Source organism: Priestia sp. JV24 (assembly GCF_025910025.1).
GTDB classification, from domain to species: Bacteria; Bacillota; Bacilli; order Bacillales; family Bacillaceae_H; genus Priestia; species Priestia megaterium.
Genome location: NZ_JAPCIN010000010.1, coordinates 250188 through 275126, shown reverse-complemented (window position 1 = coordinate 275126; position 24939 = coordinate 250188). Strand labels below are relative to the sequence as shown.

Genomic DNA, 24939 nt, shown 5'->3' with positions numbered 1-24939 from the left:
TATATAAAGAGTAGTTACATTTACTATAACAAATATATGATTTATTTCTTTAAGTTGGTAAGGGTTGCTAACAAACTATCTTTTTCTTTTATCATATTATGAAAGCGCTTTATTTTAAATAGCTATATGTTCCTAATCTCCTGCTATATCAACGCAGAAATACCCTCTGAATAAGAGGGATTTCTGCTTACAAGCCGTTATTCAATCATCGCATCCAATGACTCTCTTTTCGTTTTCACTGCAACTAAACTAGCAAAATCATGAATGATTGTAGCTGCAAGCAACGAGGTTATCTGAGTTGGATCATAAGAAGGCAGCACTTCCACCAGGTCAAATCCAACATAGTTAAATTCCGCCAGAGAACGGATCATTTTCAGCGTTTCTCTGCTGCTGAATCCGCCTACTTCAAGCGTTCCTGTTCCTGGTGCACAAGAAGGATCAACAAAATCAATATCAAACGTTAAAAAGCACGGCGTATCTCCAATCGCTGTCTTCATTTGCTCTAAAACCACTGAAAATCCTTGATGTTCAAGCTCTCCTGCCGTTACTACATGATAACCGAGGTCTTTGCTTTCTTGAACATCTCCCGGATGATTTAATGTTCCTCTGATACCGATTTGAAAGACCTTCTTTGGATCTACTAGCCCTTCTTCATATGCGCGTATAAAAGGAGATCCGTGCCAATACTTTTCATCGTAATACGTATCCCACGTGTCTGTATGAGAATCAAAATGAATCATAGCCACTGGACCATATCTTTTAGCAGCAGCACGAAGGCTTGCTAAGGTAATCGAATGATCTCCTCCAATTCCAATTGGAACAATTCCTCTATCCATAAGAGTGCCTACCGCTTCTTCCATTAATTCATAGCTTCTGTGAATATTATGCGGAATAACGGACACATCACCAATATCGATAGCATTTGTATCATCGAATGGATATACGTCGTGTACCGGGTGATAAGGAAACAGCGTCATGGAAGCTTGCCGAATTGCCTGAGGTGCAAAGCGCGCACCTACTCTAAAAGATGCTGCCGTATCAAACGGCATCCCTACTAGCCCTACTTTTGCATTTTCTCTTTCCGCTGGCAGCCTCATAAATGAGCCCGTTGTACAAAATTCTGGTTTGACATCTGGGGACAATGGATATTTCATAATTTACTCCTCCGTTTCAATGATTTCAATTAGTCACTAGGCATTTCTACTACTAAAATCATTGAAAGCAATACGGGAATAAGAAACGTTTGCCGACTCATATTCATTGCTCCTTGTTACATTTATTGGTGGTTCAGCTCATTTAATACTTTTTCAAATGTAGAAATGACTTGATCTACTTCTTCCGCTGAAATAGTCAACGGTGGCTCAATACGAATTGTTTTAGAATTTACAAGCGTTCCGGCTACTAGAATCCCTTCATCAAACATACCTTTAGAGAGTGCATAGCCAATTTCATCTTGGTGAAACTCAATTCCAATCATTAAACCTTGCCCTCTGATTTCAAGTACTTTATCTCCATGTTTTTCAGCTGCTTTCTTTAAACCAGCAAGGAAATATTCTCCCAGCTCTTTTGCACGGTTTGGCAGCTGTTCTTCAATCAACACGTTAATGGTGGCAATAGCGGCTGCGCAGGCAAGCGGGTTACCTCCAAACGTTGTTGTGTGCATAAACGGATTATCAAAGAAACTTGAAAACACTTTTTCTTTTGCTACGACTGCCCCAGCAGGCATAACTCCTCCTCCAAACGCTTTAGCAAGACATAAAATATCGGGTACAACATCGTATAGTTCTGATGCAAACATTTCACCGGTACGTCCCATACCTGTTTGAACTTCATCAAAAATTAAGATAGCGTCGTACTCATCACATAGTGCACGCACTTCTTTTAAATAATTTTCAGGAGGAAGAATAATGCCGCCTTCTCCTTGAATTGGTTCTAATAAAACAGCTGCCACATCTTCCCCTACAAGCACGCACGTTTCAAATGTTTTGCGCATCATGTCAATATCACCAAACGGTACGTGACGGAAACCTGGAATTAACGGCAGAAATGGTTTGCGGAACATTCCTTTTGCCGTACCTGATAAAGAACCTAGACTTTTTCCGTGAAAAGAACGTGTTGTGGAAATAAACGTTGTTCGATCACTATACATTTTCGCTAATTTTAAAGCGGCTTCTACACTTTCTGTTCCGCTATTTGTGAAAAAGGAATACTTCAAATCCCCCGGTGTAATATCTGCTAAAATTTTCGCAAGCATCGCACGAAGTGGATCTAATAAGTCTTGGCTATGGAGCGCTTGACGCTGAAGCTGATCTTGAACAGCTTTGACTACTTTAGGATGGCGGTGCCCCACGTTATAAATTCCAAATCCGCCCAAACAATCAATGTATTTTTTACCGTTTACATCCGTAAAACAAGAGCCTTCATCTGACCATTCCACAGCTGCAAACTGCGTATCCACCGTTACTGTTTTGCGATATTCTAAAAAGCCTGGGTTGACATGCTCACGAAATCCGTCTACTGTTTCTTTCGTAATCCACTGTGCTTCTTCAGCTGACACTTCGCTTTTTTCAATAAGTCCCAGCACTTTGTTGATATATTCGTTTACTTCACCATATGCTTTGTTTACCTCTTGATTTTTCGTCACTGTATTCATTTTAATATCGCTCCTTCTCTACTTTTTAATTTTTAAACCAGCCGATTGGCTCTACTTGTAAATTAATATTAATTTGTTTTACTTCTTGAAATTCTTCCAATCCAAACGTGCCCAGCCCTCGACCAATTCCGCTCTGCTTATATCCGCCCCAAGGCGCTTCGTTAAATGTAAAATGATATGTGTTTACCCAAGTGATGCCCGCACGCAGCTTTTTAATCACCCGAAGAGCTTTTGCGCCGTCGTTTGTAAACACACTGCCTGCCAAACCGTATTCCGTATCATTTGCAAGCTTAATAGCTTCTTTTTCGTCTTTAAACGTTTGAATAACAACAACGGGTCCAAAGATTTCATCTTGCACAATTTTCATATTTGACGTAACGTTACTAAAAACCGTAGGTTCTACAAAGAATCCTTTTTCCAATCCACTGCTGGTGATTCGATTGCCTCCGCATACAAGGCGGGCGCCTTCTTGCTTTCCAATTCCGATGTACTTTAATACTTTTTTCATATGGTCTTCACTTACAAGAGGGCCCATTTCAATCTCTTGATCCATTCCATTTCCTACTTTAATTTTTTGAGCACGCTCTGCAAAACGTTCAATAAATTTCTCAGCGATGCTTTCTTCTACTAAAATACGAGAACCTGCAGCGCAAATTTGGCCGCTCCCTGCAAAAATTCCAAATAAGGCATAATCTACAGCTGTTTCAAAATCAGCGTCAGCAAATATAATGTTCGGTGACTTTCCTCCAAGTTCTAAAGAGACTTTCGTTACATTCTCTGCTGCTTGACGCATGATGTGTTTTCCAGTTACCGTTCCGCCCGTAAAGGAAATCTTATCAACACGCTTATCTTGAATAAGCGTATTTCCTACAGTATCTCCGGCTCCCATAACAAGGTTTGCTACTCCTTTTGGCAATCCTACGCTTTCTAAAATCTCAAAAAGTTTTGTAGGAGTAACCGGTGTCACTTCAGAAGGTTTAAATACAATCGTGTTTCCTGCAGCTAAAGCAGGTGCAATTTTCCACACGCTCATCAACAGCGGATAATTCCAAGGTACAATCAGCCCGCACACCCCAATTGGTTCTTTTATAACCATTGCTTGTATAGGTGCAGGAACACTGTACGTTTGACCGTCTGGCTTTGTAATTAATCCAGCGTAATATCTAAAACAAGCAGCCGCATCTTCCACATCAGCCTCCGCTTCACGATATGGCTTTCCGTTATCCATTGTTTCTAGCGCTGCTAATTCTTCTTTCGCTTCTTCAAGCTTATCGGCAATTTTAAATAAGATAGCTGCTCTTTCAGATGCAGAAGTCTCAGACCAAATTCCGCTGTCAAAGGCTTCTCGTGCTGCTGTAATCGCTGTTTTCATATCTTCTATGCTGCCTTCTGCAGCATATCCAATCACTTCACCTGTAGCTGGATTAACAGTAGGACGCTGCTTCTCTGCTTTTTTCCACTCTCCGTTTATGTACATATTTAAAGTTAACGTTTTAACGGCTGTACGATCCATAAGATACCTCCTTATTAAATAACGACTGATTGTCAGTCATTTTAAACTTTTAAAAACTTATAATTCTGATAATTAATTGTATATTTTGAATGAATGTCAGTCATTTTGATAGGTGTAATATCAGCAGTGCTAATATTACATAGATGGCACAAGAGAACGCTTTAAGAATTGAAAAAGTTCTTCCTTCGATTGTTCAAGTGTGACATCTTGCTCTCGCCCAATATAAAAAAGTTCAGCAGCATTTTCAATCAAATTGATCATCGTTTTAGCTGTCCATTTAACGTTAAGCTGTTTGATGACTTCATCTTTTTTCACTGCCTCATTTAATACCTGTTCAAACCAGTTGTAATAAGGTAAATAAATAGCTTCCCATGTTTCTAATGAATAGTCAAAGGCGAGCCCCGAATAGCATAAAACAAGAACATCTCTATATTCATCTGTTGTTTTATACGTTTCATCAATCATTACCTCTAATGTACTTAAAAAATCTGTTGCTGTTTTAGCTCTTTCTTTAATTTTTTCAAGTGACAAAGAAAGTAAGTTCTCTGCAATAGCAGGAACAAGGGCATTTTTAGATCTGAAATAAAGATAAAAAGTTCCTTGAGCTACACCTGCACGCTTCACAATGTCTGAAATTGACGTTTTATCAAGCCCCTTTTCAGATATAACTTCAATCGCCGCCTGTAAGATTTTATCGTATTTTTCACTTGTGCTTGTAACCAACTCTTTCCCTCCACCTATAAAATGAATGACTTTCATTCATTTTACTATAAGCAACGCAAATTATGCAAGATAAAATTTTCTGAATCTTTAAATTTAATTAAAAATCGGTCGCATGCCGGCTTCAAAAATATTTTTTTATTTTATCATTTTATCCTCGCTCTTTTTATATGTCTCACTGTTATTTCTCCTCCTTTCACCATCCAAAGTAAAAGCTGATACAACGCTCTTTAAGCAACTATTTTTCTGGAAAAGTATCTTTAATAGAAAGATACTTTTCTGCGTTTATTTATAAAGCTTTATCGGCTAATTACTCTTCACTTGAAGTTGACGGAGTAAAAAAAAGAGTGATAACATGTAAAACTGATTCTACAGTCACTTATTTTATCCATTTATTTCCCATAATTTCTCGCAACTACGATGTGCATTTTTAGCTAAAAATAACTTTATAACGCCGAAAAATCACCCACTCTATTTCACATTTTATATTTTCTATGTTTACCATCTAAAAAAACCGGGTATACACTTCGTTGTGTTTAGCATCCGTTCTACATATCAGTCAGATTGATTTAAAACTTTATAAAGGAGTTACACTGCATGAAGAAACTATTGTTAATCAGCATGATTTGTTTTCTTCTAGTTATTACTTCAGCTTGCGGCAACGGTAATGGCGCATTTAAAGATAAAAAAACCATTACCATCGGCATGAATAACTATACTGAAAACATTGCCTACACGTACGTGTGGAAACACATTTTAGAAGATCGAGGCTACAAGGTTAGAACCGTTTTCTTAGAGAAAGCTGGTGTTTGGGTAGGAACAGCTAATGACGACATTGATATTTCATTTGCACCATGGCTCCCTACAACAGATGCGCCTTTTTACAAAAAGTATAAAGATCAAGTGAACATTGAAGATCCTTGGCTTAAAAATGCACGCTTAGGATTTGCAGTTCCAACCTATATGAAAGACGTGAATACAACAGAAGATCTTGCTAAAGTTGCTTCCGATGTCGATAACAAAGTCATTGGAATTGACCCGGGCTCCAGTATTAACGGATTAGCTGAACAAGCGTTAAAGGACTATAACCTTAAAAACTATACGCTTGTAAAATCGTCTGAGGCAGCTATGCTCAGCGAACTGCGCAAAGCCTATGATGCAAAAAAACCAATTGTTGTGACTATGTGGAATCCGCACTGGGCTTTTGCAGACTTTGATATCAAATACTTAAAAGATCCTAAAAATTCGTTTGGAGATCCTGACAACATTTACACAATGACAAGCAAGGAATTTAAAAAGACAAATCCTCAAGTTATAAAATGGATGAATAATGCACAGATGAATGATAAATTAATCAGTCCTCTTCTGTCACAAGTCGAAAAATCTTCAAACCCTGAAGAAGCAGCACAGAAATGGGTAAAAAAACATAAAAAATTAATCGACAGTTGGACAAAAGAGTAATGAACGTAAATGAAAACAACAATTGAGGTGGACATATGGAACACGTAAAATTAAAAGTACAAAATATAACCAAAGTGTTTGGTAAGAATCCGTCAAAGGCGATTGATTTACTTCAAAAAGGAAAAACAAAAAAAGAAATTCTAGAAGAAACAGGAATGACAATCGGGGTTAATCAAGCAAACTTCGAAATTAAATCCGGTGAGATCTTCGTTATTATGGGCCTGTCTGGAAGCGGTAAATCCACTTTAGTTCGTATGTTTAATCGCCTTGTTGAACCAACATCTGGATCTCTTATTTTAGACGGTGACGATGTAGTAAAAATGAACAAAGAGGAACTTCGCGACATGCGCCGAAAAAAAATGAGCATGGTTTTTCAAAACTTTGCCCTATTCCCTCACCGTACGGTTCTTGATAACACAGAATACGGATTAGAAGTTCAAGGTACACCAAAAGCCGAACGTGAAAAAAAAGCAAAAGAAGCGCTTGAATTAGTAGGTTTGAAAGGGTACGAAAATCAATACCCTGGTGAACTGAGCGGCGGTATGCAGCAGCGCGTCGGACTGGCCCGAGCACTTGCCAATGACCCTGACATTTTATTAATGGATGAAGCATTCAGTGCACTAGATCCGCTTATTCGTAAAGACATGCAAGATTTCTTACTGGAGCTTCAAGAAAAAATGGAACGTACAATCATTTTTATTACCCATGATCTTGATGAAGCTCTTCGAATCGGAGATCGCATCGTTTTAATGAAAGACGGCAGTGTTGTTCAGGTAGGAACACCTGAAGAAATTATGACAAACCCTGCCAATGATTATGTTGAGCGCTTTGTAGAAGACGTTAATGTAGCTAAAGTATACACAGCTGAAAGCGTGATGAACCGTGCTGAATCTATTACCGTAGACCGAGGTCCGCGCGTGGCGCTTAAAATTATGCAAGAAGCTGGTTATTCAAGCATCTACGTCGTAGACAAGAAAAAAACGCTTCTAGGAGTTGTAACGGCAGATGATATTATCCGCGCCATTAAACAAGATAAACTGACAGCAGACGTATTAGATACGGATATTCCAACTGTTACAACAGATACGCTACTAGAAAACTTGTACGACAAAATGGTTATCAGCCGCTTTCCACTACCGGTTGTAGATGAAAACCATCGTCTGCGCGGCATCATAAAAAAAGAACGAGTAATTGAAGCACTCGCTGGTACTGATAGTAATGAGGTGAACGTAAATGAATAGTATTCCTAAAATTCCCGTTGGCAATTGGATTGACCATTTTGTGACGTTTTTAAACGATAATATCAAAGGGTTTTTTGATGTTATTTCAGCTATTGTCGATGGTATTGTAAGTTTTATTGTACTAGTGCTAACCTTTCCACCCGCATTGATTTTAATCTTAATTGTCGGAATCATTGCTTGGTTTTCAAGTAAAAAATGGTCATTTACTATTTTATCGATGATTGGCCTATTATTTATTCTTAATCTTGGCTACTGGCAAGAAACCATGGACACACTAGCCCTCGTTTTAACAAGCGTACTGATTTCGATTATAGTAGGAATTCCGCTTGGCATTTGGGCATCTCAAAGCGAAAAGACGGCTCGAATTATTACGCCAATCTTAGACTTTATGCAGACAATGCCCGCATTTGTTTATTTGATTCCAGCACTTTTCTTCTTTGGAATTGGTGTGGTACCAGGCGTTATCTCATCTGTTATCTTTGCAATGCCTCCGACGATTCGCTTAACGAATCTAGGTATTCGTGAAGTACCCGCTGACTTAGTAGAAGCAGCAAATGCCTACGGTTCAACAACAAAACAAAAATTATTTAAAGTACAGCTTCCATTAGCTACAAAAACCATCATGGCCGGAATTAACCAAAGCATCATGCTATCTCTTTCAATGGTTGTTATTGCCTCTCTTGTAGGTGCTCCGGGGCTTGGTGCGGAAGTATATCGTGCAGTTTCTCGACTTGAAGTCGGCACGGGCTTTGAAGCCGGAATTTCAATCGTTATTTTAGCGATTATTTTAGACCGTATTACGCAATATTTTGGAAATCGTTCAAACCAACGAGCATAAGTAAAACAAGAAGCCAACTCCGGTGAGTTGGCTTCTTGTTATTTATTTTTGCAACACGCTACAAAGATTGCTTCTCCTTGAAACGATTCAATTCCCTGTTGATTTGTTTTGATATCAAAAAACTGCTTAAACCCGCTTGGTATATTCAGCATATATTGAGTAAGCTCACGCTTTGTCTCTTCCGAAACATTCATCATCCCGCACCAGTCATCAAATAAAAAGCGCTTTGAGAAAGTTGTCAGCACTTCTGTACGGAATCCTTGCATTTCAAGCATAGAAAGCCACTCTGTCTTTTTATAAGCACGATAATGGCTTGGATCTCTTGTCTTTTCAACTCGATTATAAAACTCGTCATAAGCATTCACTTCCGGTGCTACATTATCAATGAGCAAGAACTGTCCGCCTGGCTTTAACACTCGGTACACCTCTTTGATGAACTGTTTAATATTAGGAAAATGGTGCGGTGCAATTCTGCACGTTACTGTATCAAACTCGTCATCTTGAAATGGCATATCTTCAGCATCTCCTTGAACAAACGATACATTTTCATAACCATTTTCTTTAATGAAGCCTTCAGCACTTTGCAACATTTGAGGAGTTAAGTCAAAAGCCGTTACTTCTTGAAAGACAGGTGCTAGCTTATTTGCCACGTGTCCTCCTCCTGTCGCTACATCAAGCAGCTTTCCTCCTCTATTTTCTTCAGCAATTTCCGCTAAAACCGCTAAATCTTTGCCTTTTGCATGACCTTTACTTTTGACATACTTTCCGGCATTCCCCCCGAACTGACTGACCACCATTTCTTTATTACTCATCTTTTCTCCCCCCATTTCTCTCTTTAAAACTCTCTCTTACTTTGCCTAGTGCATTCACATATTTATTATGAAACGTGTGAATGTATTCTTTTTCTTTCTCCCCACTGATGAAACAATCGAAACAGCGGAGGAAGAAGCAGCCAAATGGTTAAAATCCGAAGCACTTGGACCGCTACTACTAACGTCGAATCAGCCTGCAATACAATGGATGTAGTCGCCATTTCTGCAATGCCCCCAGGAGCAAACGCTAAAATAGACGTGATAAGCTCAATTCCAGTTATTTTGGAGACTACTAGTGCACATACGAACATAGCGGCGATCAAACCGATTGTATTAATAAGCGCAACAACCATAATTTTTTTTACGCCAATAAACATTTCTTTATGAAAGCGAGAACCAATGCTTGAAGCAATAAAAATTTGCGATAAAATCATCACAGAATGAGGCCAGTATGCTTGAAGATTATACCCTACGTACGATGAAGCAGCTGTTTGAACAATCGCAACAGTAAGCATCCCTCCTACTAACCAAGGCGCAGGAAACTTTAGTTTTTTTCCTATATAATAGCCTACTACTGCTGTAACGATTAAAACGCCTGTCCATAACAGTGATCCCCATTGAAAAACGCTTGGGGTAACTGACACTGCATGCCGTCCTGTATTACTTCCCCAATAAACCACAAATAAAGGAACAGCAAGCACAACTAAAAACACGCGCATTGTTTGAATAATGCTTACAATTGCCGTATTGGCTCCTACCTCTTCAGCCATGCCTGGCATTGCGCTCATTCCTCCAGGAGTCGTGCCGAAAAAGCTTGTTAATAAATCTGTGGAACTGAACTTCCATAGCAAATAACCGGATAAAAGAGAAAAAACAACGGACAGCAAAAGCATGATCGTAATGGTGGACCAGTGAGATTGAAACGTAGTTAATACAGACAAGTTAATCTTTTGACCTAATTCAATCCCTAAAATACACTGTCCTGCGTACAGCCAATATTTTGGAATACCTTTTTTGCTTGTTTGAGATAAAAAACGCGGCTTCCGAAAAGTTAGAATAGCAGCTAAAATGAGGGTCCCAAGCATCCAGCCAATGGATAAGCCTGTTAACGATAGAAGAAATCCTCCCACGCATGTTAATAAAATAAAAAATATAGATTGTAAAAAAATAATTCTTGCGTTCATATCTACTTCCTTCCTTCTACAAGGCTTTTCTTTCTTACGCCGAACATTCTTCTTCTTAACTATAGTATAATTTTAGAGATAATTAAAATATCGAAATTTTATTATAAACCATTCATTTTTTTTATTTCTGGAGGGATAGTATGGACGATCGAGATTGGCTTATTCTACAAGTGTTGTATCGAGAAAAAAACATTACAAAAGCAGCCAAGGAGCTGTTTATCTCTCAGCCTGCGCTTACGCATAGACTGCAGCAGATGGAAAAGGAATTTCATGTTCAGATCGTGAACAGAGGACGCCGCGGAGTTCAGTTTACACCGCAGGGAGAATATTTAGTGAAGTGCGCAGAAGAAATGCTGCTCACGCTTCAAAAAATAAAAGAAAATGTGTTAAACATGGATGATCAATTAACCGGTACTTTACGTCTAGGAGTGTCTAACTTTTTCACTGACTACAAGCTACCTGGGCTATTACGCTTATTTAAAGAGCGATTTCCCGACGTGGAATTCAAAGTCACGACCGGATGGAGCAGCGACATGGCTCATCTTCTTTATAAGCACGATGTTCATATTGCGTTTGTAAAAGGTGATTATAACTGGCAAGATCAGAAAGAGCTGCTTTTTAAAGAAACAATTTGCATTGCGTCTGCACAGCCTGTCGACATAAACAACCTTCCCAATCTACCTCGGATTGACTATCACCAAGATCGTTTTTTAAAAACATCTGTTGATAACTGGTGGGCTGAAAATTACTCTCAGCCTCCCCTTGTCAGTATTGAAGTGGATAAAGCAGAAACATGCAAAAAGATGGTTGTAAACGGACTCGGTTACGCGATTTTGCCGAGTATGCTGCTTGATGACGCAGCCGAGATTTACAGATACACGTTAAAAACAAAAGACCAGCAGCCTTTAACGCGCAGTACATGGATGTTTTATCATGAGGATTCATTAAAGATTAACATCGTAAAAGCTTTTATTGAGTTCATTCAAAACTTGGATTTAAAAGATGTACACTGATAGAAAGAGGTTAAGACATACCGAAATGAATTCAATCTAAAGACGAACAAATGAGATATATGAGCTGAACTGCTTTTGACTCCGCAGTTGATTTCCGTGCAAGACTTCGCTTTCCGCGGGCGGCCGGTGAGCCTCCTCGTCGCTTACTCTCCTGTGGGGTCTCACCCCTTCCGCTTTTCCCGCAGGAGTCTTCGTCTTGCCCTCCAATCAACTGCTAGAAGGAACAGAACAGATGAAACTATGCTCACCAAAACAAAAAAACGAAACACGAATCAAAAATCTTGATCAATGGTTCGTTTTTCACTCCGTCTAAAATCCTTTTATCCCAACCTCTTTCTATTATATTTATTCATCATTTGTTCCGCCCATTAAGTCAGAATACAGCTTGCTTTGCTGTTCAAGAAAGACTTTAGCACCGCTGCTATTTTTATAAAAAGAGGTTAAATCGTTATCTTTAAGCAGCTGTTCCCATTCTTTTGTATGAACCATTTCATACACTGTCTTATTCCAATATGCTACCTGCTCTTTGGTCATATTAGGCGGTCCCATTAGACCTCTCCAATGGCTAAACGTTACGTCAATTCCCGCTTCTTTCCACGTTGGGATCTCTTTTAACTCTTCTAGCCTGCTGGGAGAAGAAACGGCGAGTATTCTTACCTGCCCTTGTTCATACTGCTTTTTCACTTCTGATAATGACATAGGTGCTACATCTAGCTGATGATGAACGAGTGCATCGATCACTTTATGACTGCTGTTGTAAACGAAGAACTCAAGCTTGGAAGAGTCTACGCCTGCTTTTTTATTTAGCTGCATGAACGATAAATGATCGTCGTTTCCTAAGCGAGGTGATATTCCCACTTTCATGCTGGATTCACTTTGATTTAACGTGCGTATGAGCTGTTTTAAATTATATATAGGAGAGTTAGCAGGAACTACGATGACCTCCCATTCAGATGTTAAAATAGCGAGCGGAGTAAAGTCTTTATATGTTAATTGACTTTGCCCTAGCAAATTATTTGTAATCAGCAAGCTGGAATTTCCGGAAACAATATTCCCTTCTTTTCTCTGTTTAATATATTTCCATCCTTCTTCACCTTGCCCACCTATTTTATTACTAACAGAAACGGGTACCTTCACAATCTTCTTTTCCGTTAGCACTTGTTGAATGGCTCTTACTGTTGCGTCTGCTCCTCCGCCTTTTGCACCGGCTGCCACAATTTCAATTTCCCCCATATCAATACGGTCTTTTTTAGAGGGAGAAGAACAGCTAACAAGCAATACACTTATAAACACTATCATGAGCTTTTTGATCATATATACCATCCTTCAAGGCTAATGCTACGCTAAATAGTACTTGCGCTCTGGCCGTCCAATAATCCCATAATCATATTCAACGTGACATTCACCAGTTGATACTAGATACTCTAAATATCGTCTAGCTGTCGTTCTAGATACTCCCATGTGCTGCCCCATCTCTTCGATCGTAATTCCTTTGATGCTTTTTAAAATATCTTTTGACTTTTGTAATGTGATACCATCAATACCTGAAGGAAGAGATTTATCCGCTTTTGGCTTTGTCCTGACATGTCCAAAGTACGCATCAATAAATGATTGATCTACTTCTTCATGCGTACTAAACAGTTCCTTTTTCTCTTGATACTGTTTAATAGCATTAATGAAGGATTCCATCATAACCGGCTTAATCAAATAATTAACGACGCCGTTTCTCAAACAGATTTCTACAATGTTTTTTTCGGTGGCAGCCGTTACCACTATAACGTCAACGTGTGGAAACCGCGCTCTGATTTTTGGCAGTAAATCTGTTCCCATTTCATCTGGCATATAGATGTCTAAAAGAAGTAAATCAACTTTCTTCTCCTTTAGCATTTCAAGCGTCTCTTTTGCATTCAACGCTTTACCTACAACTTCCACACCATCTACTTCTAATAAAAATCGCTCTTGAACTTGAGCAATTCGAAAATCGTCTTCTGCAATTGCGACTCTTAACATTTCAACTCTCCCCTTACTTCTCATGATTCAGTTTTTTGGAAGGTAAACTGAAAAAATAGCTCCTCCTTCTGGCTGATTATACACTTCAATAGATCCTCCAAGCTCATCTACCATTTTCTTTATATTTGCCAGTCCGTATCCTCTGTCTGTACCTTTGGTTGAAAAACCTTTTGTGAAAATTTGATTTAGTACTTCTTCTGATACACCAGGTCCATTATCCATCACTTCAATAATTAAATCATGACCAATATCGGTAATAAAAAACGACACTTCTTTTTCAGACTGCTGACTCACCGCTTCAAATGCATTATCAATTAAATTCCCAATAATGATAATGAGATGAGAAATTTCAATATGTTCTGGGAGCGTATCGAGTGTACTCTCCGAATCAACCGAAAAGTGAATTTTCTTTTCAGATGCTTTTCCAATCTTCCCAAGCAATATTGCTTGGACTTTAGAATCTAGTATCTGATCAAATAGAATACGGTTTTGTGTTTGGTGTACGGCTGATTCTTTTTGAATAAACTCAAATGCATCTTTGTACTGCCCTAACTGCAGCAAACCCGACAAAACATACAGCTTATTCGTAAACTCATGCGTTTGAGCTCGTAAATCCTCTGAATACTTTCGTACTTCTGAAATCGTATTGATTAAGCTTTTTAATTCTGTCTTATCACGAAAACTAGCGACCACTCCTACAATTCGCTGATGTTCAATAATAGGAGTTAAGTTTAAGATAAACGTTTTTTCATTCAGAAAAATCTCTTGGTCGCTTCGGGCTATTCCCGTATCTAGCACTTCAATCATATTCGTATAAGGAAATACTTCAATGATATGATGATGTAAATATTCCGTCTGTAGTCCTAGCATATTTTTAGCTGATGTATTCATCATCGTAATAAAGCCTTGATGATCAATAGCAATAATTCCTTCTTTTATCGAAAGTAAAATCGCATTTCGTTCACGGTATAAAGAAGCGATTTCATGGGGCTCAAGACCGAGAGTATCTTTTTTAATACTTTTAGCTAAAAAAATACCCCCGATCATACCAAGCAATAGAACAGCTAGTGAAAATAGGATAATTTGCTGAATGCGCGCAATGAGCTGAGCATGAACATGAGACTTTAAAAACTCAACCGTCACTACTCCCACGACGTCCGTATACTTTCCGTGACTGATGACAATAGGCGCTTTCCCCATAATTGCAGGACCTGTGGTTCCCTCTCCGTCAAGCGTATAATATCCGCCGAATAATAGTGCTCTATCGTTAACCGCCTCTTTGTCTTTCTTTCCTATCCATTTTTGATTAGCATGAGAATAGATGATTTGCTCACGGTTTTGAACTACAATACTTGCTGCTCCGATTTGTTCCCTCACTTGCTCGGCAAGGGGCTGAATATAGCGACTGGGCTGTTTTTTTTGAAAAGCAGCTTTGACTTCCGGCATAAATGATATTGATTTGGCTGCTTGAAGAGCCAGCTGCTCGGCTTGCCTTTTAGATTCTACAAACTGCATGTAAGAGAAAATACTCGCTAAAAGAACAATAACAGTTATGATTAATGCTGCGGATAAACCTACGATTTTTGTTTGCAGCGATACTTGAAACCATTTTTTCATTTCATCGCACCTTTAGCCTTTACCTTATAGTTCTATTCCTCTTTTATTTTATCAAAATTTTTTGTATATCCGCTCCTTATTCCAAAAGCTTTTTAGACAAAAAAACTTATCAATCCCAAAAGCGGAATTGATAAGTTTTTAAGTTCATGATCTTTACAGCGTAATAACTCCTGTAATAATAGCTACTAAAAGCATCACCATCGCTGTTCCAATCGTCCACTTTAAAGTAAAGCGCTGGAATTCACCAAGCTCGACTTTTGCCATACCGACCAATAGATACGTAGAAGCAACTAAAGGACTTAGTAAGTGAACAGGTTGACCAATCAATGAAGCACGGCCAATTTCTGCAGCATCAATACCGTATGCTGAAGCTGCTTGAGCAATAATTGGTAAAATTCCATAGTAGTAAGCATCATTTGACATAAAGAACGTAAATGGCATACTTGTGATGGCTGTAATCACAGACATGTAAGGCCCTAGCGCATCTGGAATTAATCCTACTAAACTGTTACCCATTGCATCTACCATTTTTGTACCTGATAAAATGCCTGTGAATACGCCTGCTGCGAATACAAGAGATACAACAGCAAGTACATTACCAGCATGTGCTGTGATACGCTCTTTTTGAACTTCTAAATTTGGATAGTTAATCATGATAGCGATTGCAAATCCAATCATAAACAGAATTTGAAGCGGCATAACTGCTGTGATAAGTCCTACTAATAAGAGAGCTGTTAAAGCAAAGTTTACCCATAAAAGCTTCGGACGCTTGTACTCGATTCCTTCAGCAGCGGCTGCTTCTGCAAAAGCTACTTGAGCATTTGTAACGTCTTGAATATCAATAACACCTAAGCGCTGGCGCTCTTTTTTCCCAAAATAGTAAGCCGTAAATAATAACCAAATAGCTCCACCAATCATGGCTGGAATCATTGGTGTGAACACCTGGGAAGCATCTAACTTCAATGCGCTCATCACGCGAGCAGTAGGTCCGCCCCAAGGCGTTAAGTTCATAACTCCACTACCCATAATAGCGATACAGGCTAAAATCATAGGCTTCATGTTTAGCTTTTTATAAAGCGGAAGCATCGCTGAGAGCGTAATCATATATGTTGTTGTTCCGTCTCCGTCTAATGAGATAATAAGAACTAAAATAGCTGTACCAATTGTGATTTTTAGTGGATCACCTTTTACGATTTTTAAAATTCTTCCTACAACTGGATCAAACAAACCAGCATCAATCATAATCCCAAAATATAAAATAGCAAACATTAACATAACGCCTGTAGGTGCTAATTCTTTTACACCATTTAAAGCCATTTCTCCAATATCACTTGTGAATCCCCCTATGATTGCAAACAATACTGGAATAACCATTAAAGCAATAAGCGGCGTTAATCGTTTTGTCATAATTAGAAACATAAATGTACAAACCATCAAAAACCCAAGAATAGCTAACATTATTACCCCTCCTATTTTTGAATCCGCTTTCATAACAGTGGAAGCGATTCGTTTGTATGTATGACCCGCATATGTATGCCAGTTCGTCTATACGATTACAACATCGCTTGTTCACTATTAAGTTGTACCTTAAAACTTTAAAATTTTCTGTTTTTTCTTAAAATAATCATAATTTACAGGAGGGTATAGTGTAAATAATTCGTACTATAAAAACTTTTAAAACTTTATGGGTAATTAAATCCTTTTTGTTCATTGGAAGGATAAAAGAAAGTAAGAGGAAAAAGATAGGAAAATAAAAAAACGGAGAGAGAGGAACTATTCTCGTGAATTATTCAATTTGAACTCTAAGAGAATAAGCGCCAAGATGAGGAGTTTTATTCCATTGAGTAAGAGATTCCTCTAAAAATGGAATGTTTTTCAACTTCTTTGTTTGGAACTTTTCTATTTTTGAATATTTCTCTAAAGCATACGTATTAGCAAACATTTCTTGCGTTCTATTTCCTTCTTTTAAAAGCGTTCCATTTGTCATACGATCCACATGATGGCCTAATTCATGCAGAATGATAAAAGCAAATTGATGAGGCTTTTTATTTTTTGTTGTATCGATAAAGACAATAGGACATTCCGTTACTGTATATTTAATATAATCAATTTCAAACTGAAGTTTGCGCTTCTCTTTTGGAAGGTTATCATTAAATTGGCCATAGTACACGCCTAGCACATCTTTTCCTTGCACCTTTACACTGCCTAAGCAATACACACCTTTTAGCCCCTCCCAGTCTTTTTCGTCTGTTACATTAGCAATTTCCTGCAGGGCGGCTTTTTGCTTCGCGCTCATGACTCCGTGAAACGTTACACCATGAATTTGGATTTTTTCACTACGCTTAAACATCTTCTTGCCTCCTTTACTAAATTCCTTCTACAACATATTATTTAGCAATAAGTATATTCATTCACAATACATGGTTAAAAACATGAAGTTAATGTCAAGATTCCCGTTTTGATGTTTTTTAACCCTGCTTATATGCTGCTTCGTTTATTTTCTATTTTTACTATATTACATATGTAGCCATTAATAAAATATCATTTTTTTATGATTTATCATTACTTTTTTTTATTTCTATTTTTGTTTATCGATAATCTGAAGCCTGCGTATCATTTTTAAATTTAAAACCATTGCTATATAAAGAAAAGGATAGCAAAACAACGAGTATAGCGTCTTCCATGCATTATAATAAAACACTTCTGTTTGGATACTCCTTTTGTAAAGAATCCATAAAGATCATATTTAACATCAAGATATACATCTCCTACCGATCCTAAAAACATAACAAACAAAGAAGTTGTGTACATTTCTATCCAGCTGATACATTTTGGCATAACTAGTACACTCAGAATAGAAATCACCGTTGTAAGGATTAAGAGCACCATGCTGAGGACCTCGTTTTCTATAGGAGATAGAAACAGCTTTCCCATTGGATATTAAATTCATTCTGAAGGCTAAAAAATTAAAACTTCGTAAAAAAAGAGATTGAGGCATAACGAAATCAAGCCAATCTAAATACGAACAAATGGGATAAATGATTTGGACTGCGTGGTACGCCGCTGTTGATTTTCGTGCAAAACTTCACTTACCCTTCTGCGGGGTCTCAGCCACTCCACTTTCCCCGACGGAGTCTTCGCCTTGCCCTCTAATCAACAGCTAGAAGCAAATATATACAATCTACGTTCACCATCACAATAAAAAATCCGAACGATGAATCGAGATTCTCTATCAAGAATCTCGATTCATCGTTCGGATCTTCCTTCAACTAAACTACTTTTGTTTCCGCTTCTTTTTGTTAACGAAAGGAAATGATGCAAGAACCAAGCTCTTGCTGTCCCCATTTAAGTGAAAGCTCATCATGATGAGTAAGCGGACCTACTCCCTCAGGTGTCCCTGTAAAAATAAGATCTCCTTTATCAAGACCAAAATGTTTTCCTGTAAAATCAATAATCGTTTGTAAGTCAAAAATCAAATCTTTAATATTCCCCAGCTGCACGCGTTCATTGTTTTTCACTAACGAAAAGTCTTTCTTCTTAGATGCTTCTACTCCTTCAAATGGAATAAAGTTTCCCACGACCGCTGAACGTTTGAATCCTTTTGCAAGCAGCCAAGGGTGCTTTTTTTGTTTTAATTCACTCTGCACGTCTCGAAGGGTCAAGTCTAATCCAATCGTCATCTCGTCAACAAGTTCATCCACTATTATGCCCTCTTTGTAAGATTGTCCAATATGAAGAATCAGTTCAGTTTCAAAGTGCACCTCTCCTTGGTCGCTAGGAAGAGTGATTGATTGTCCAGCTGCTTCAACGAGAGCGTGAGTAGGTTTGGAAAATAAAAAAGGTGATGTTGGAATATCATTATGTAATTCTTTTGCATGCAGTGCGTAGTTCCGCCCCACACAATAAATATTTTTAATATCTTTCACTTTCATCATCCCTTCTTTCGTTCAAATAAAGATTTTTTAACTTGTATTCTTTTATTTTACAAGAAAAAAAGATTGGAACATAATAAAATGAATCTAAAGACGTAAAATGGGGATAAATGAGCTGAACTGCTTATGACACCTTTGTTGATTTCCGTGCAACAGCTAGAAGGACCTGCCCACACGAAACCTACGTTCACCATGACCATAAAAAAACACGAACGATCTATTTTTGATAGATCGTTCGTGTTTAACGCTAGCGAAACAACTTTTCTCACATTCTCTTTCTTTTAATCCGTTATTTTCTAGCCCATTTTGCAATGCCTTTGATATCATCTGGAGTTGTACGACAGCACCCTCCGATTAACTGAGCACCTGCTTCATGCCAGCTGTGAGCGCTGCAGCCATACGTTTCGCCTGCAGATATCCCGTTCCATGTTTTAGATTCAGCATCATAATGCTCCCCTGAATTTGGATACACAATGACTGGCTTATCCGTTTGAGATTTAATTTCTTTAATAAGTGAAGAAATATATTGAGGCGGCGTACAGTTAACTCCAAGAGCCGCTACTTGCTCATAGGAATCCAGATAGCGTGCACACTCCGAGATTAATGTTCCGCTGCTAATGTGCAGGTCATCTTTTGCGCTGAACGTAATCCATGCGTACGCTCCTTCAAACTCTTCTAGCAGCCTCGCAATGGCTCTTGCTTCCATTAAATTAGGAATAGTTTCACAAGCTAATACGTCCGCTCCTGCTTCAATTAATGCTTTCATACGAGGACGATGAAATTCCATTAACTCTTCTTCTGTTACGTCATACTGTCCAGTATATTCCGATCCGTTTGCTAAAAATGCTCCGTAAGGCCCTACCGAAGCGGCAACAATTGGTTTTGGACGATTAAGACGATTCTCTTCTTGGTGCCAAAATTCATCTCTCGCTTCAGCCGCAATTTTTACAGATGCTTGAATTAACTCGCGAGCCTCTGCTTCACTCAGTCCACGTTTAGCAAAACCTTCAAATGTGCTTTGATAACTTGCTGTAATTGCACAGTCAGCTCCTGCTGCAAAGTAATCTTGATGCACTCTCTTAATCAATTCCGGCTGCTCCATCAGCACTTTTGCAGACCATAAGCTGTCGTTTAAATCACAACCATATCTCTCCAGTTCAGTTGCCATTGCACCATCTAGTACAATCACAGGGAATGTATGTAAAATTTGTTGGATAGGATTCATTGTTTAACCTAGGGTTGTCCACTAGCAGTTAGCTTCGATTACCCTATCCTCCTTTCAGATAATTTAAAATATATGCGAAAAAGTCTAAAGGAATAGGCAACTTTTGTCAAGAAACCGAAAAAACGAGCATGGATTTATAACCAAGCTTTTTTTAATCGTTTTATTCCTTCTTCTATTTCTTCTCTCCCCAAACTTCCGAAGCCTAACAAAACATGAGGCTTTTGTTTAGGTACTTCCGTAAGCCAATAACGAGAGGTACCGTAGACGGAGACATCTTGCTTTCGAGCTGCGTTAATTAACTGCTGTTCGGTCATATCGTTGTGCACGCGTACAAGTATATGCAAACCTGCAGATTCACCTGATATCGTAATGTTTTCGTTAAGCTCTTTCTGTAAAGCTGCTAAAAGAGTAACGTGTTTCAGTTGATAAACAGTTCTCACTCTTCTTAAATGCTTACTCCACTCTCCATTTTTCATCATCAGCCCGAGCGTCCGCTGATGGAGAGTTGGAACAGCTTGCTCGTATAATGAGAAATGTTCATGATATTCCTTTAGAAGAACTTCAGGTAATACAAGGTAGCTGATTCTTAAAGAAGGCATAAAAGATTTTGAAAATGTACCTGTATAAATGACGCGCCCCTTAGTGTCTAAGCTTTGCAATGAAGGGATGGGAGAGCCTTTATAACGAAATTCTCCGTCATAATCATCTTCAATAATAAACCCGTTGCGGTCATTCGCCCATTTAAGAAGCTCTATTCTTCTTGAAACAGGCATGATCATTCCGTATGGAAACTGATGAGATGGTGTGACATAAACAGCTCGTGCTAGGCTGTCATAAAGCTCCTGGATGTTTATCCCTTTGTTATTAAGCGACACGGGTTTTAAGGAGAATCCATGCTGCTTAAATACAAAGCTAGCCCCGTCATAACAAGGATTTTCAAAGGCAATGTCCCTGATTCTTGGTTTTAGCATCTGCGCTAATAAACTGAGTGATTGCTGCGTACCTGCTCCAATAATAATTTGATGTTTTGAACAAACCACTCCTCTTGATTGATAAAGGTACATCGCAATTTCTTTTCGCAGTGATTCTTCTCCTTGACTTTCTTGGTAAGTAAACAGAGATTCTCTATAAGTTTGAAGACTCTCATTGTATCGTTTTTTCCACTCATTCAAGGGAAACAAACGGCTATCAACTTTTCCATACCGAAAATCATAGGTACACGACTTTGTTTCTGAGTGAGGGTGTAAAAATACAGCCGGCTTTTTATCTATTTGCAGTAAATCAAACTGTGTATTCGTTACGTACATTCCACTTTTGGGCCTGCTTTCTACATATCCTTCAGCTAAAAGCTGCTGATAGGCCACATCTACAGTATTTCGACTTACGTTTAAGTAATCAGCAAGAGACCGGATAGAAGGCAGTTTGTCATTTACTTCCACCCTGCTGGATACAATTTCTTTTTTTATATATTCATATAGCTGTTGATACAAAGGCATATCATCTTTGCGGTTTAATAAAGGTGTGAACTTCACGCTATTTCCTTTCATCTGTCCCTATTTTATTTTTCAAATCTGGCTCTTTTAGAGGGGATACATTTCTTTTACTATAAGTGTAGATCATTTGATTAAAAAGGAGAAGATTTAATGACTACTATTACAATTCGTCAAGCTAATGCCGCTGACATGGAAGCACTTATTTCATTAATGAACGAATACATTGTTGATTTTTACAAGCGCCCTCAGCCTACCAAAAAGCAGCTGAGAAATTTAATTAATCACTTATTTCAGCATCCGGATGCTGGCGTTCAGTTTATCGCGACTCAAAATGACGAAGCAGTAGGTTTTTCGACACTTTATTTTACATTTAGCACCACGCGTGTAAAGCCTGTAGCGATTTTAAATGACTTATACGTTACTGAAAAAGCAAGAGGACAAAAAATTGGAGAAAAGTTATTTTCGACTAGTCACCAGTATACAAAAGAACATCAGTATGCAGCTATGTCTTGGGAAACGGCTTATGATAACACAGGAGCCCAAATGCTTTACAGAAAAATGGGCGGAAATGTAACGAACGATGAATGGATTCACTACGACATTTCAAACGATATTTTATAATATTCTTCCATCCATAAAGTTTTAACACGTTCTTAACACTCCTTTCATAAATGTGTTTTATGATGAATACGACAAATAAATTAGTTTCTGTATGTATTTGTCACATTCTCTGTTAAAGTTTTCACAAAGTGTTCAAACTTTAAGTGAAAACGCTTTCTATTTTTGTGTATAATAAAAATATGCAAATGAAAATGAATGTTACAGCTCGTTAATCATAAACATTTTAAATATGGAAGGAGTTTTGAAGATGATTTTAAAAGCATTAAGAAAAAACGGGGCCGTTACAATTAACTATTATAAAAACGGTTTGCTTCAAACGTTTAAAGGAAAAGTACAGCGCCTAGATTTAACAGACCAAACGCTTTCATTAAAAGATGAACAGCAAAATACTTTCTCTATTCGTTTATCGGGAATTAAAGAAATTTATTGATGAATAGTTTACAGTAAAAAAGAACATGATGTTCATTCTGCTTTGCAGAAGTCATCATGTTCTTTTGATTTTAGCTTTATTTAGCTGATGTTTCTGTTTCTTCTTTCCCGTACATATATTTCGAAGGGTCGACTGTTTGGAAATCCTTCAGCTTGTGGAAACGAAGCAAGTCTCCATAAAGCACTTGATCAGATAACTCCAATTCTTTCGCTACCTTCTGTTTATAAGCTTTCATTTGATTATTTTCTTTAAGCGCTTGGCCCGTCTTAGAATCATAATACGTTCCATCCACTAATGTATATCTAGGAGATACGTAGTTGCCATTGCGGAATGCCACTACATCATCATGATCCTTAGAAAATAAATCTGTGCCAAATTGGATAAACTCTTTGCTGTCAATCCCTACTAAATGAAGAAGAGTTGGCACAACGTCAATTTCTCCACCGTACGTATGATTAACTCCGCCTTTTACTCCAGGAACGTGAATGAATAGAGGTACACGCTGCAGCTGAGCATTTTCATAAGGCGTAATTTCTTTTCCCATTACTTTTTCCATTGCCGCATTATGATTTTCAGAAATACCGTAGTGATCTCCATAAATCATAATCACAGAATTATCATAAAGCCCAGAAGCTTTCAGTTCTTGGAAGAAAGATTGCAATGATTCGTCTAAATAACGAGCCGTTTGGAAATAACGGTCAACTGTTGCATCGCCCGTGTTAGCAGGCTGTATGCTTGCCTCATTGTTTCCAAGTAAAAATGGAAAATGATTTGTTAACGTAATTAAATGCGCATAGAACGGCTGTGGTAAAGACTGCAGCATTGGAACAGATTCTTTAAAGAACGGTTTGTCTTTTAAACCATAGTTAATTTTATTTTCACCCGTCATATTGTAATAACTTGCATCAAAGAACTTATCCACACCGAACTGCTTGTAAATTTCGTTACGGTTCCAAAACGTCTTATAGTCTCCGTGCAGCACAGCGCTCGTATAGCCAGCTTTTTGATCCAAAATAGCTGGTGCTGCCTGATACGTATTGCTTCCTTTCAGTACAAAAGCAGAACCTTGAGGAAGGCCGTATAGAGAGTTGTCCATCATCAGCTCAGCATCTGATGTTTTTCCTTGTCCCGTTTGATGAAAGAAGTTATCAAAATACGTAAAGTCATTTCCATGGGCCAACGAATTTAAGAAAGGTGTCACTTCCTGACCATTTAATTTGTAATCAATTAAAAAAGACTGAAATGATTCCAAATGAATTTTAATAATATTTTTCCCTTTAGCTTTTCCAAAATAAACGGAATTAGGCTCCGCATAATGACTGTTTTTAAAATTAACGACGTTTGTTAAATCATTGCTGCTTGCAAAAGCTCGCTGTTTAGAGTTTTGAGCAGTCTGAACACCGTCATACATCGTATAATTATAGGCGCCTAAATACTTTACTAGATAATTGCGGTCAAAAGTTCGAGATAGAAGCTGCGGGCGATCAATTTCTGCTAATGTTAAGTTGACAGAAAAGACCATGAATCCTAAAGAAAGAATGGTTACAGCATTCTTAACCGATACTTTTTCATTATGCCAGTCAATTTTTTTACTAAAAAAGAAGAAAAAATAAATAATAAAATCAACAAAATAAAAAACATCATGCGCTTTTAATAAATCCATAATGCTTCCGCCCATACTTCCTGCATTACTTGTCTGCAACAGTGTAGGAAGCGTTACAAAATCGTTAAAAAAGCGATAATAGAGAACGTTGCTGTATAACAGCAGCGTCATAATGAAACTGCCTGCAAGAATCCAAGCTCCTGCTTTTTTTCCTTTAAAAAATAAGCCGATTCCTAAAAAAATCAGCACTGAACTCACAGGGTTTATGAACAACAGCATTTGCTGCATTACGCCGCTTACGCCTAAGTTAAATTCAGTTTTATAAGCCACATACGACTTTATCCACATTAAAACAGCGGCTAATATGAAATAGTGCAGCGGCTTAGAAACGATTCGCTTCATTTTGATTTTCCTTTCTCGATTAGTTTATGAGTAGATTCACAAAGAACATATAGAAAACCTTTATCATTATACTCATAGAAAATGAAAATTAAATGAAATCCTAGCCTTCACAACCATAGATAGATTCTTTAAATTCATCTACTAGTTTACCTAATACCCACAAATAAATAA

At 38.0% G+C, this 24939-nt stretch carries 22 protein-coding genes; 6 read left to right on the top strand and 16 right to left on the bottom strand.

From position 1 onward, the window contains the following. Positions 1–197: 197 nt before the first annotated feature. From speB to OK414_RS04240, 4 genes are all read right to left on the bottom strand, one after another. Positions 198–1154, bottom strand: coding sequence for an agmatinase (gene speB / locus OK414_RS04255; RefSeq protein WP_034654134.1), 957 nt, complete (start codon positions 1152–1154; stop codon positions 198–200). Between the two features lie 122 nt (positions 1155–1276). After that, the gene (locus tag OK414_RS04250) at positions 1277–2653 is read right to left on the bottom strand and encodes a putrescine aminotransferase (protein ID WP_034654135.1); all 1377 of its coding nucleotides are present in this window, start codon (positions 2651–2653) and stop codon (positions 1277–1279) included. Between the two features lie 25 nt (positions 2654–2678). Further along, positions 2679–4166, bottom strand: a complete 1488-nt coding sequence (locus OK414_RS04245; RefSeq protein WP_263045690.1) for an aldehyde dehydrogenase family protein — start codon at positions 4164–4166, stop codon at positions 2679–2681. A gap of 135 nt (positions 4167–4301) precedes the next feature. Beyond that, positions 4302–4889, bottom strand: a complete 588-nt coding sequence (locus OK414_RS04240) for a TetR family transcriptional regulator (protein ID WP_016763156.1) — start codon at positions 4887–4889, stop codon at positions 4302–4304. A 594-nt stretch (positions 4890–5483) separates the two neighbouring features. On the opposite strand from OK414_RS04240, the gene OK414_RS04235 reads away from it, so the two are divergent. From OK414_RS04235 to OK414_RS04225, 3 genes are read left to right on the top strand one after another with little or no spacing between them, the layout of a single operon-like run. Beyond that, a complete protein-coding gene (locus tag OK414_RS04235; RefSeq protein ID WP_034654140.1) occupies positions 5484–6347 on the top strand; it encodes a glycine betaine ABC transporter substrate-binding protein in 864 nt (287 codons plus the stop codon). 35 nt (positions 6348–6382) lie between these two features. Beyond that, entirely contained in the window at positions 6383–7588 is a 1206-nt protein-coding gene (locus OK414_RS04230) for a quaternary amine ABC transporter ATP-binding protein (RefSeq protein ID WP_034654142.1), read from the top strand. Further along, positions 7581–8426, top strand: a complete 846-nt coding sequence (locus OK414_RS04225) for an ABC transporter permease (RefSeq protein WP_013081885.1) — start codon at positions 7581–7583, stop codon at positions 8424–8426. The genes OK414_RS04230 and OK414_RS04225 overlap by 8 nt, the downstream gene beginning before the upstream one ends. Positions 8427–8464: 38 nt before the next feature. Here OK414_RS04225 and OK414_RS04220 read toward each other — a convergent pair whose 3' ends face one another. After that, a complete protein-coding gene (locus OK414_RS04220) occupies positions 8465–9238 on the bottom strand; it encodes a class I SAM-dependent methyltransferase (RefSeq protein WP_016763154.1) in 774 nt (257 codons plus the stop codon). Positions 9239–9303: 65 nt separating this feature from the next. Then, positions 9304–10422 carry an AbrB family transcriptional regulator gene (locus OK414_RS04215; RefSeq protein ID WP_016763153.1) on the bottom strand — a complete coding sequence of 373 codons (1119 nt, stop codon included), beginning with the start codon at positions 10420–10422 and terminating at the stop codon, positions 9304–9306. A gap of 140 nt (positions 10423–10562) precedes the next feature. On the opposite strand from OK414_RS04215, the gene OK414_RS04210 reads away from it, so the two are divergent. Further along, positions 10563–11435, top strand: coding sequence for a LysR family transcriptional regulator (locus tag OK414_RS04210; RefSeq protein WP_016763152.1), 873 nt, complete (start codon positions 10563–10565; stop codon positions 11433–11435). A gap of 31 nt (positions 11436–11466) precedes the next feature. Here the strand turns inward: OK414_RS04210 and OK414_RS04205 are convergent, their stop codons facing one another. The 9 genes from OK414_RS04205 to OK414_RS04160 form a co-directional block, all read right to left on the bottom strand. Next, complete coding sequence (locus tag OK414_RS04205) at positions 11467–11646, bottom strand: hypothetical protein (protein WP_080743194.1); 180 nt, start codon at positions 11644–11646, stop codon at positions 11467–11469. A 134-nt stretch (positions 11647–11780) separates the two neighbouring features. Continuing rightward, the gene (locus tag OK414_RS04200; RefSeq protein WP_025749762.1) at positions 11781–12749 is read right to left on the bottom strand and encodes a tripartite tricarboxylate transporter substrate binding protein; all 969 of its coding nucleotides are present in this window, start codon (positions 12747–12749) and stop codon (positions 11781–11783) included. 24 nt (positions 12750–12773) lie between these two features. Then, positions 12774–13445 carry a response regulator gene (locus tag OK414_RS04195; RefSeq protein WP_034654144.1) on the bottom strand — a complete coding sequence of 224 codons (672 nt, stop codon included), beginning with the start codon at positions 13443–13445 and terminating at the stop codon, positions 12774–12776. A 27-nt stretch (positions 13446–13472) separates the two neighbouring features. Then, a complete protein-coding gene (locus OK414_RS04190; protein ID WP_034654150.1) occupies positions 13473–15062 on the bottom strand; it encodes a sensor histidine kinase in 1590 nt (529 codons plus the stop codon). A 153-nt stretch (positions 15063–15215) separates the two neighbouring features. Further along, positions 15216–16520 carry a CitMHS family transporter gene (locus OK414_RS04185; protein WP_034654158.1) on the bottom strand — a complete coding sequence of 435 codons (1305 nt, stop codon included), beginning with the start codon at positions 16518–16520 and terminating at the stop codon, positions 15216–15218. 328 nt (positions 16521–16848) lie between these two features. After that, positions 16849–17412: an ImmA/IrrE family metallo-endopeptidase gene (locus OK414_RS04180; RefSeq protein WP_034654161.1), complete on the bottom strand. Its 564-nt coding sequence runs from the start codon at positions 17410–17412 to the stop codon at positions 16849–16851. Positions 17413–18361: 949 nt separating this feature from the next. After that, on the bottom strand, positions 18362–18994 hold the full coding sequence (locus OK414_RS04170; protein ID WP_016763146.1) for a fumarylacetoacetate hydrolase family protein: 633 nt from the start codon (positions 18992–18994) through the stop codon (positions 18362–18364). Positions 18995–19283: 289 nt separating this feature from the next. Continuing rightward, complete coding sequence (gene mmuM, locus OK414_RS04165) at positions 19284–20219, bottom strand: homocysteine S-methyltransferase (protein ID WP_263045691.1); 936 nt, start codon at positions 20217–20219, stop codon at positions 19284–19286. A gap of 134 nt (positions 20220–20353) precedes the next feature. Then, positions 20354–21766 (bottom strand): PLP-dependent aminotransferase family protein, encoded by a 1413-nt coding sequence (locus OK414_RS04160; RefSeq protein WP_263045692.1) that lies wholly within the window; start codon positions 21764–21766, stop codon positions 20354–20356. Positions 21767–21862: 96 nt separating this feature from the next. Here OK414_RS04160 and OK414_RS04155 point away from each other — a divergent pair, with 96 nt between their 5' ends. Together OK414_RS04155 and OK414_RS04150 are read left to right on the top strand one after the other, a co-directional pair. Then, entirely contained in the window at positions 21863–22333 is a 471-nt protein-coding gene (locus OK414_RS04155; RefSeq protein ID WP_034654168.1) for a GNAT family N-acetyltransferase, read from the top strand. A 229-nt stretch (positions 22334–22562) separates the two neighbouring features. Next, on the top strand, positions 22563–22763 hold the full coding sequence (locus OK414_RS04150) for a YolD-like family protein (RefSeq protein WP_074893948.1): 201 nt from the start codon (positions 22563–22565) through the stop codon (positions 22761–22763). Between the two features lie 76 nt (positions 22764–22839). Here the strand turns inward: OK414_RS04150 and OK414_RS04145 are convergent, their stop codons facing one another. Further along, a complete protein-coding gene (locus tag OK414_RS04145) occupies positions 22840–24768 on the bottom strand; it encodes an LTA synthase family protein (protein WP_034654171.1) in 1929 nt (642 codons plus the stop codon). Positions 24769–24939 lie beyond the last annotated feature (171 nt).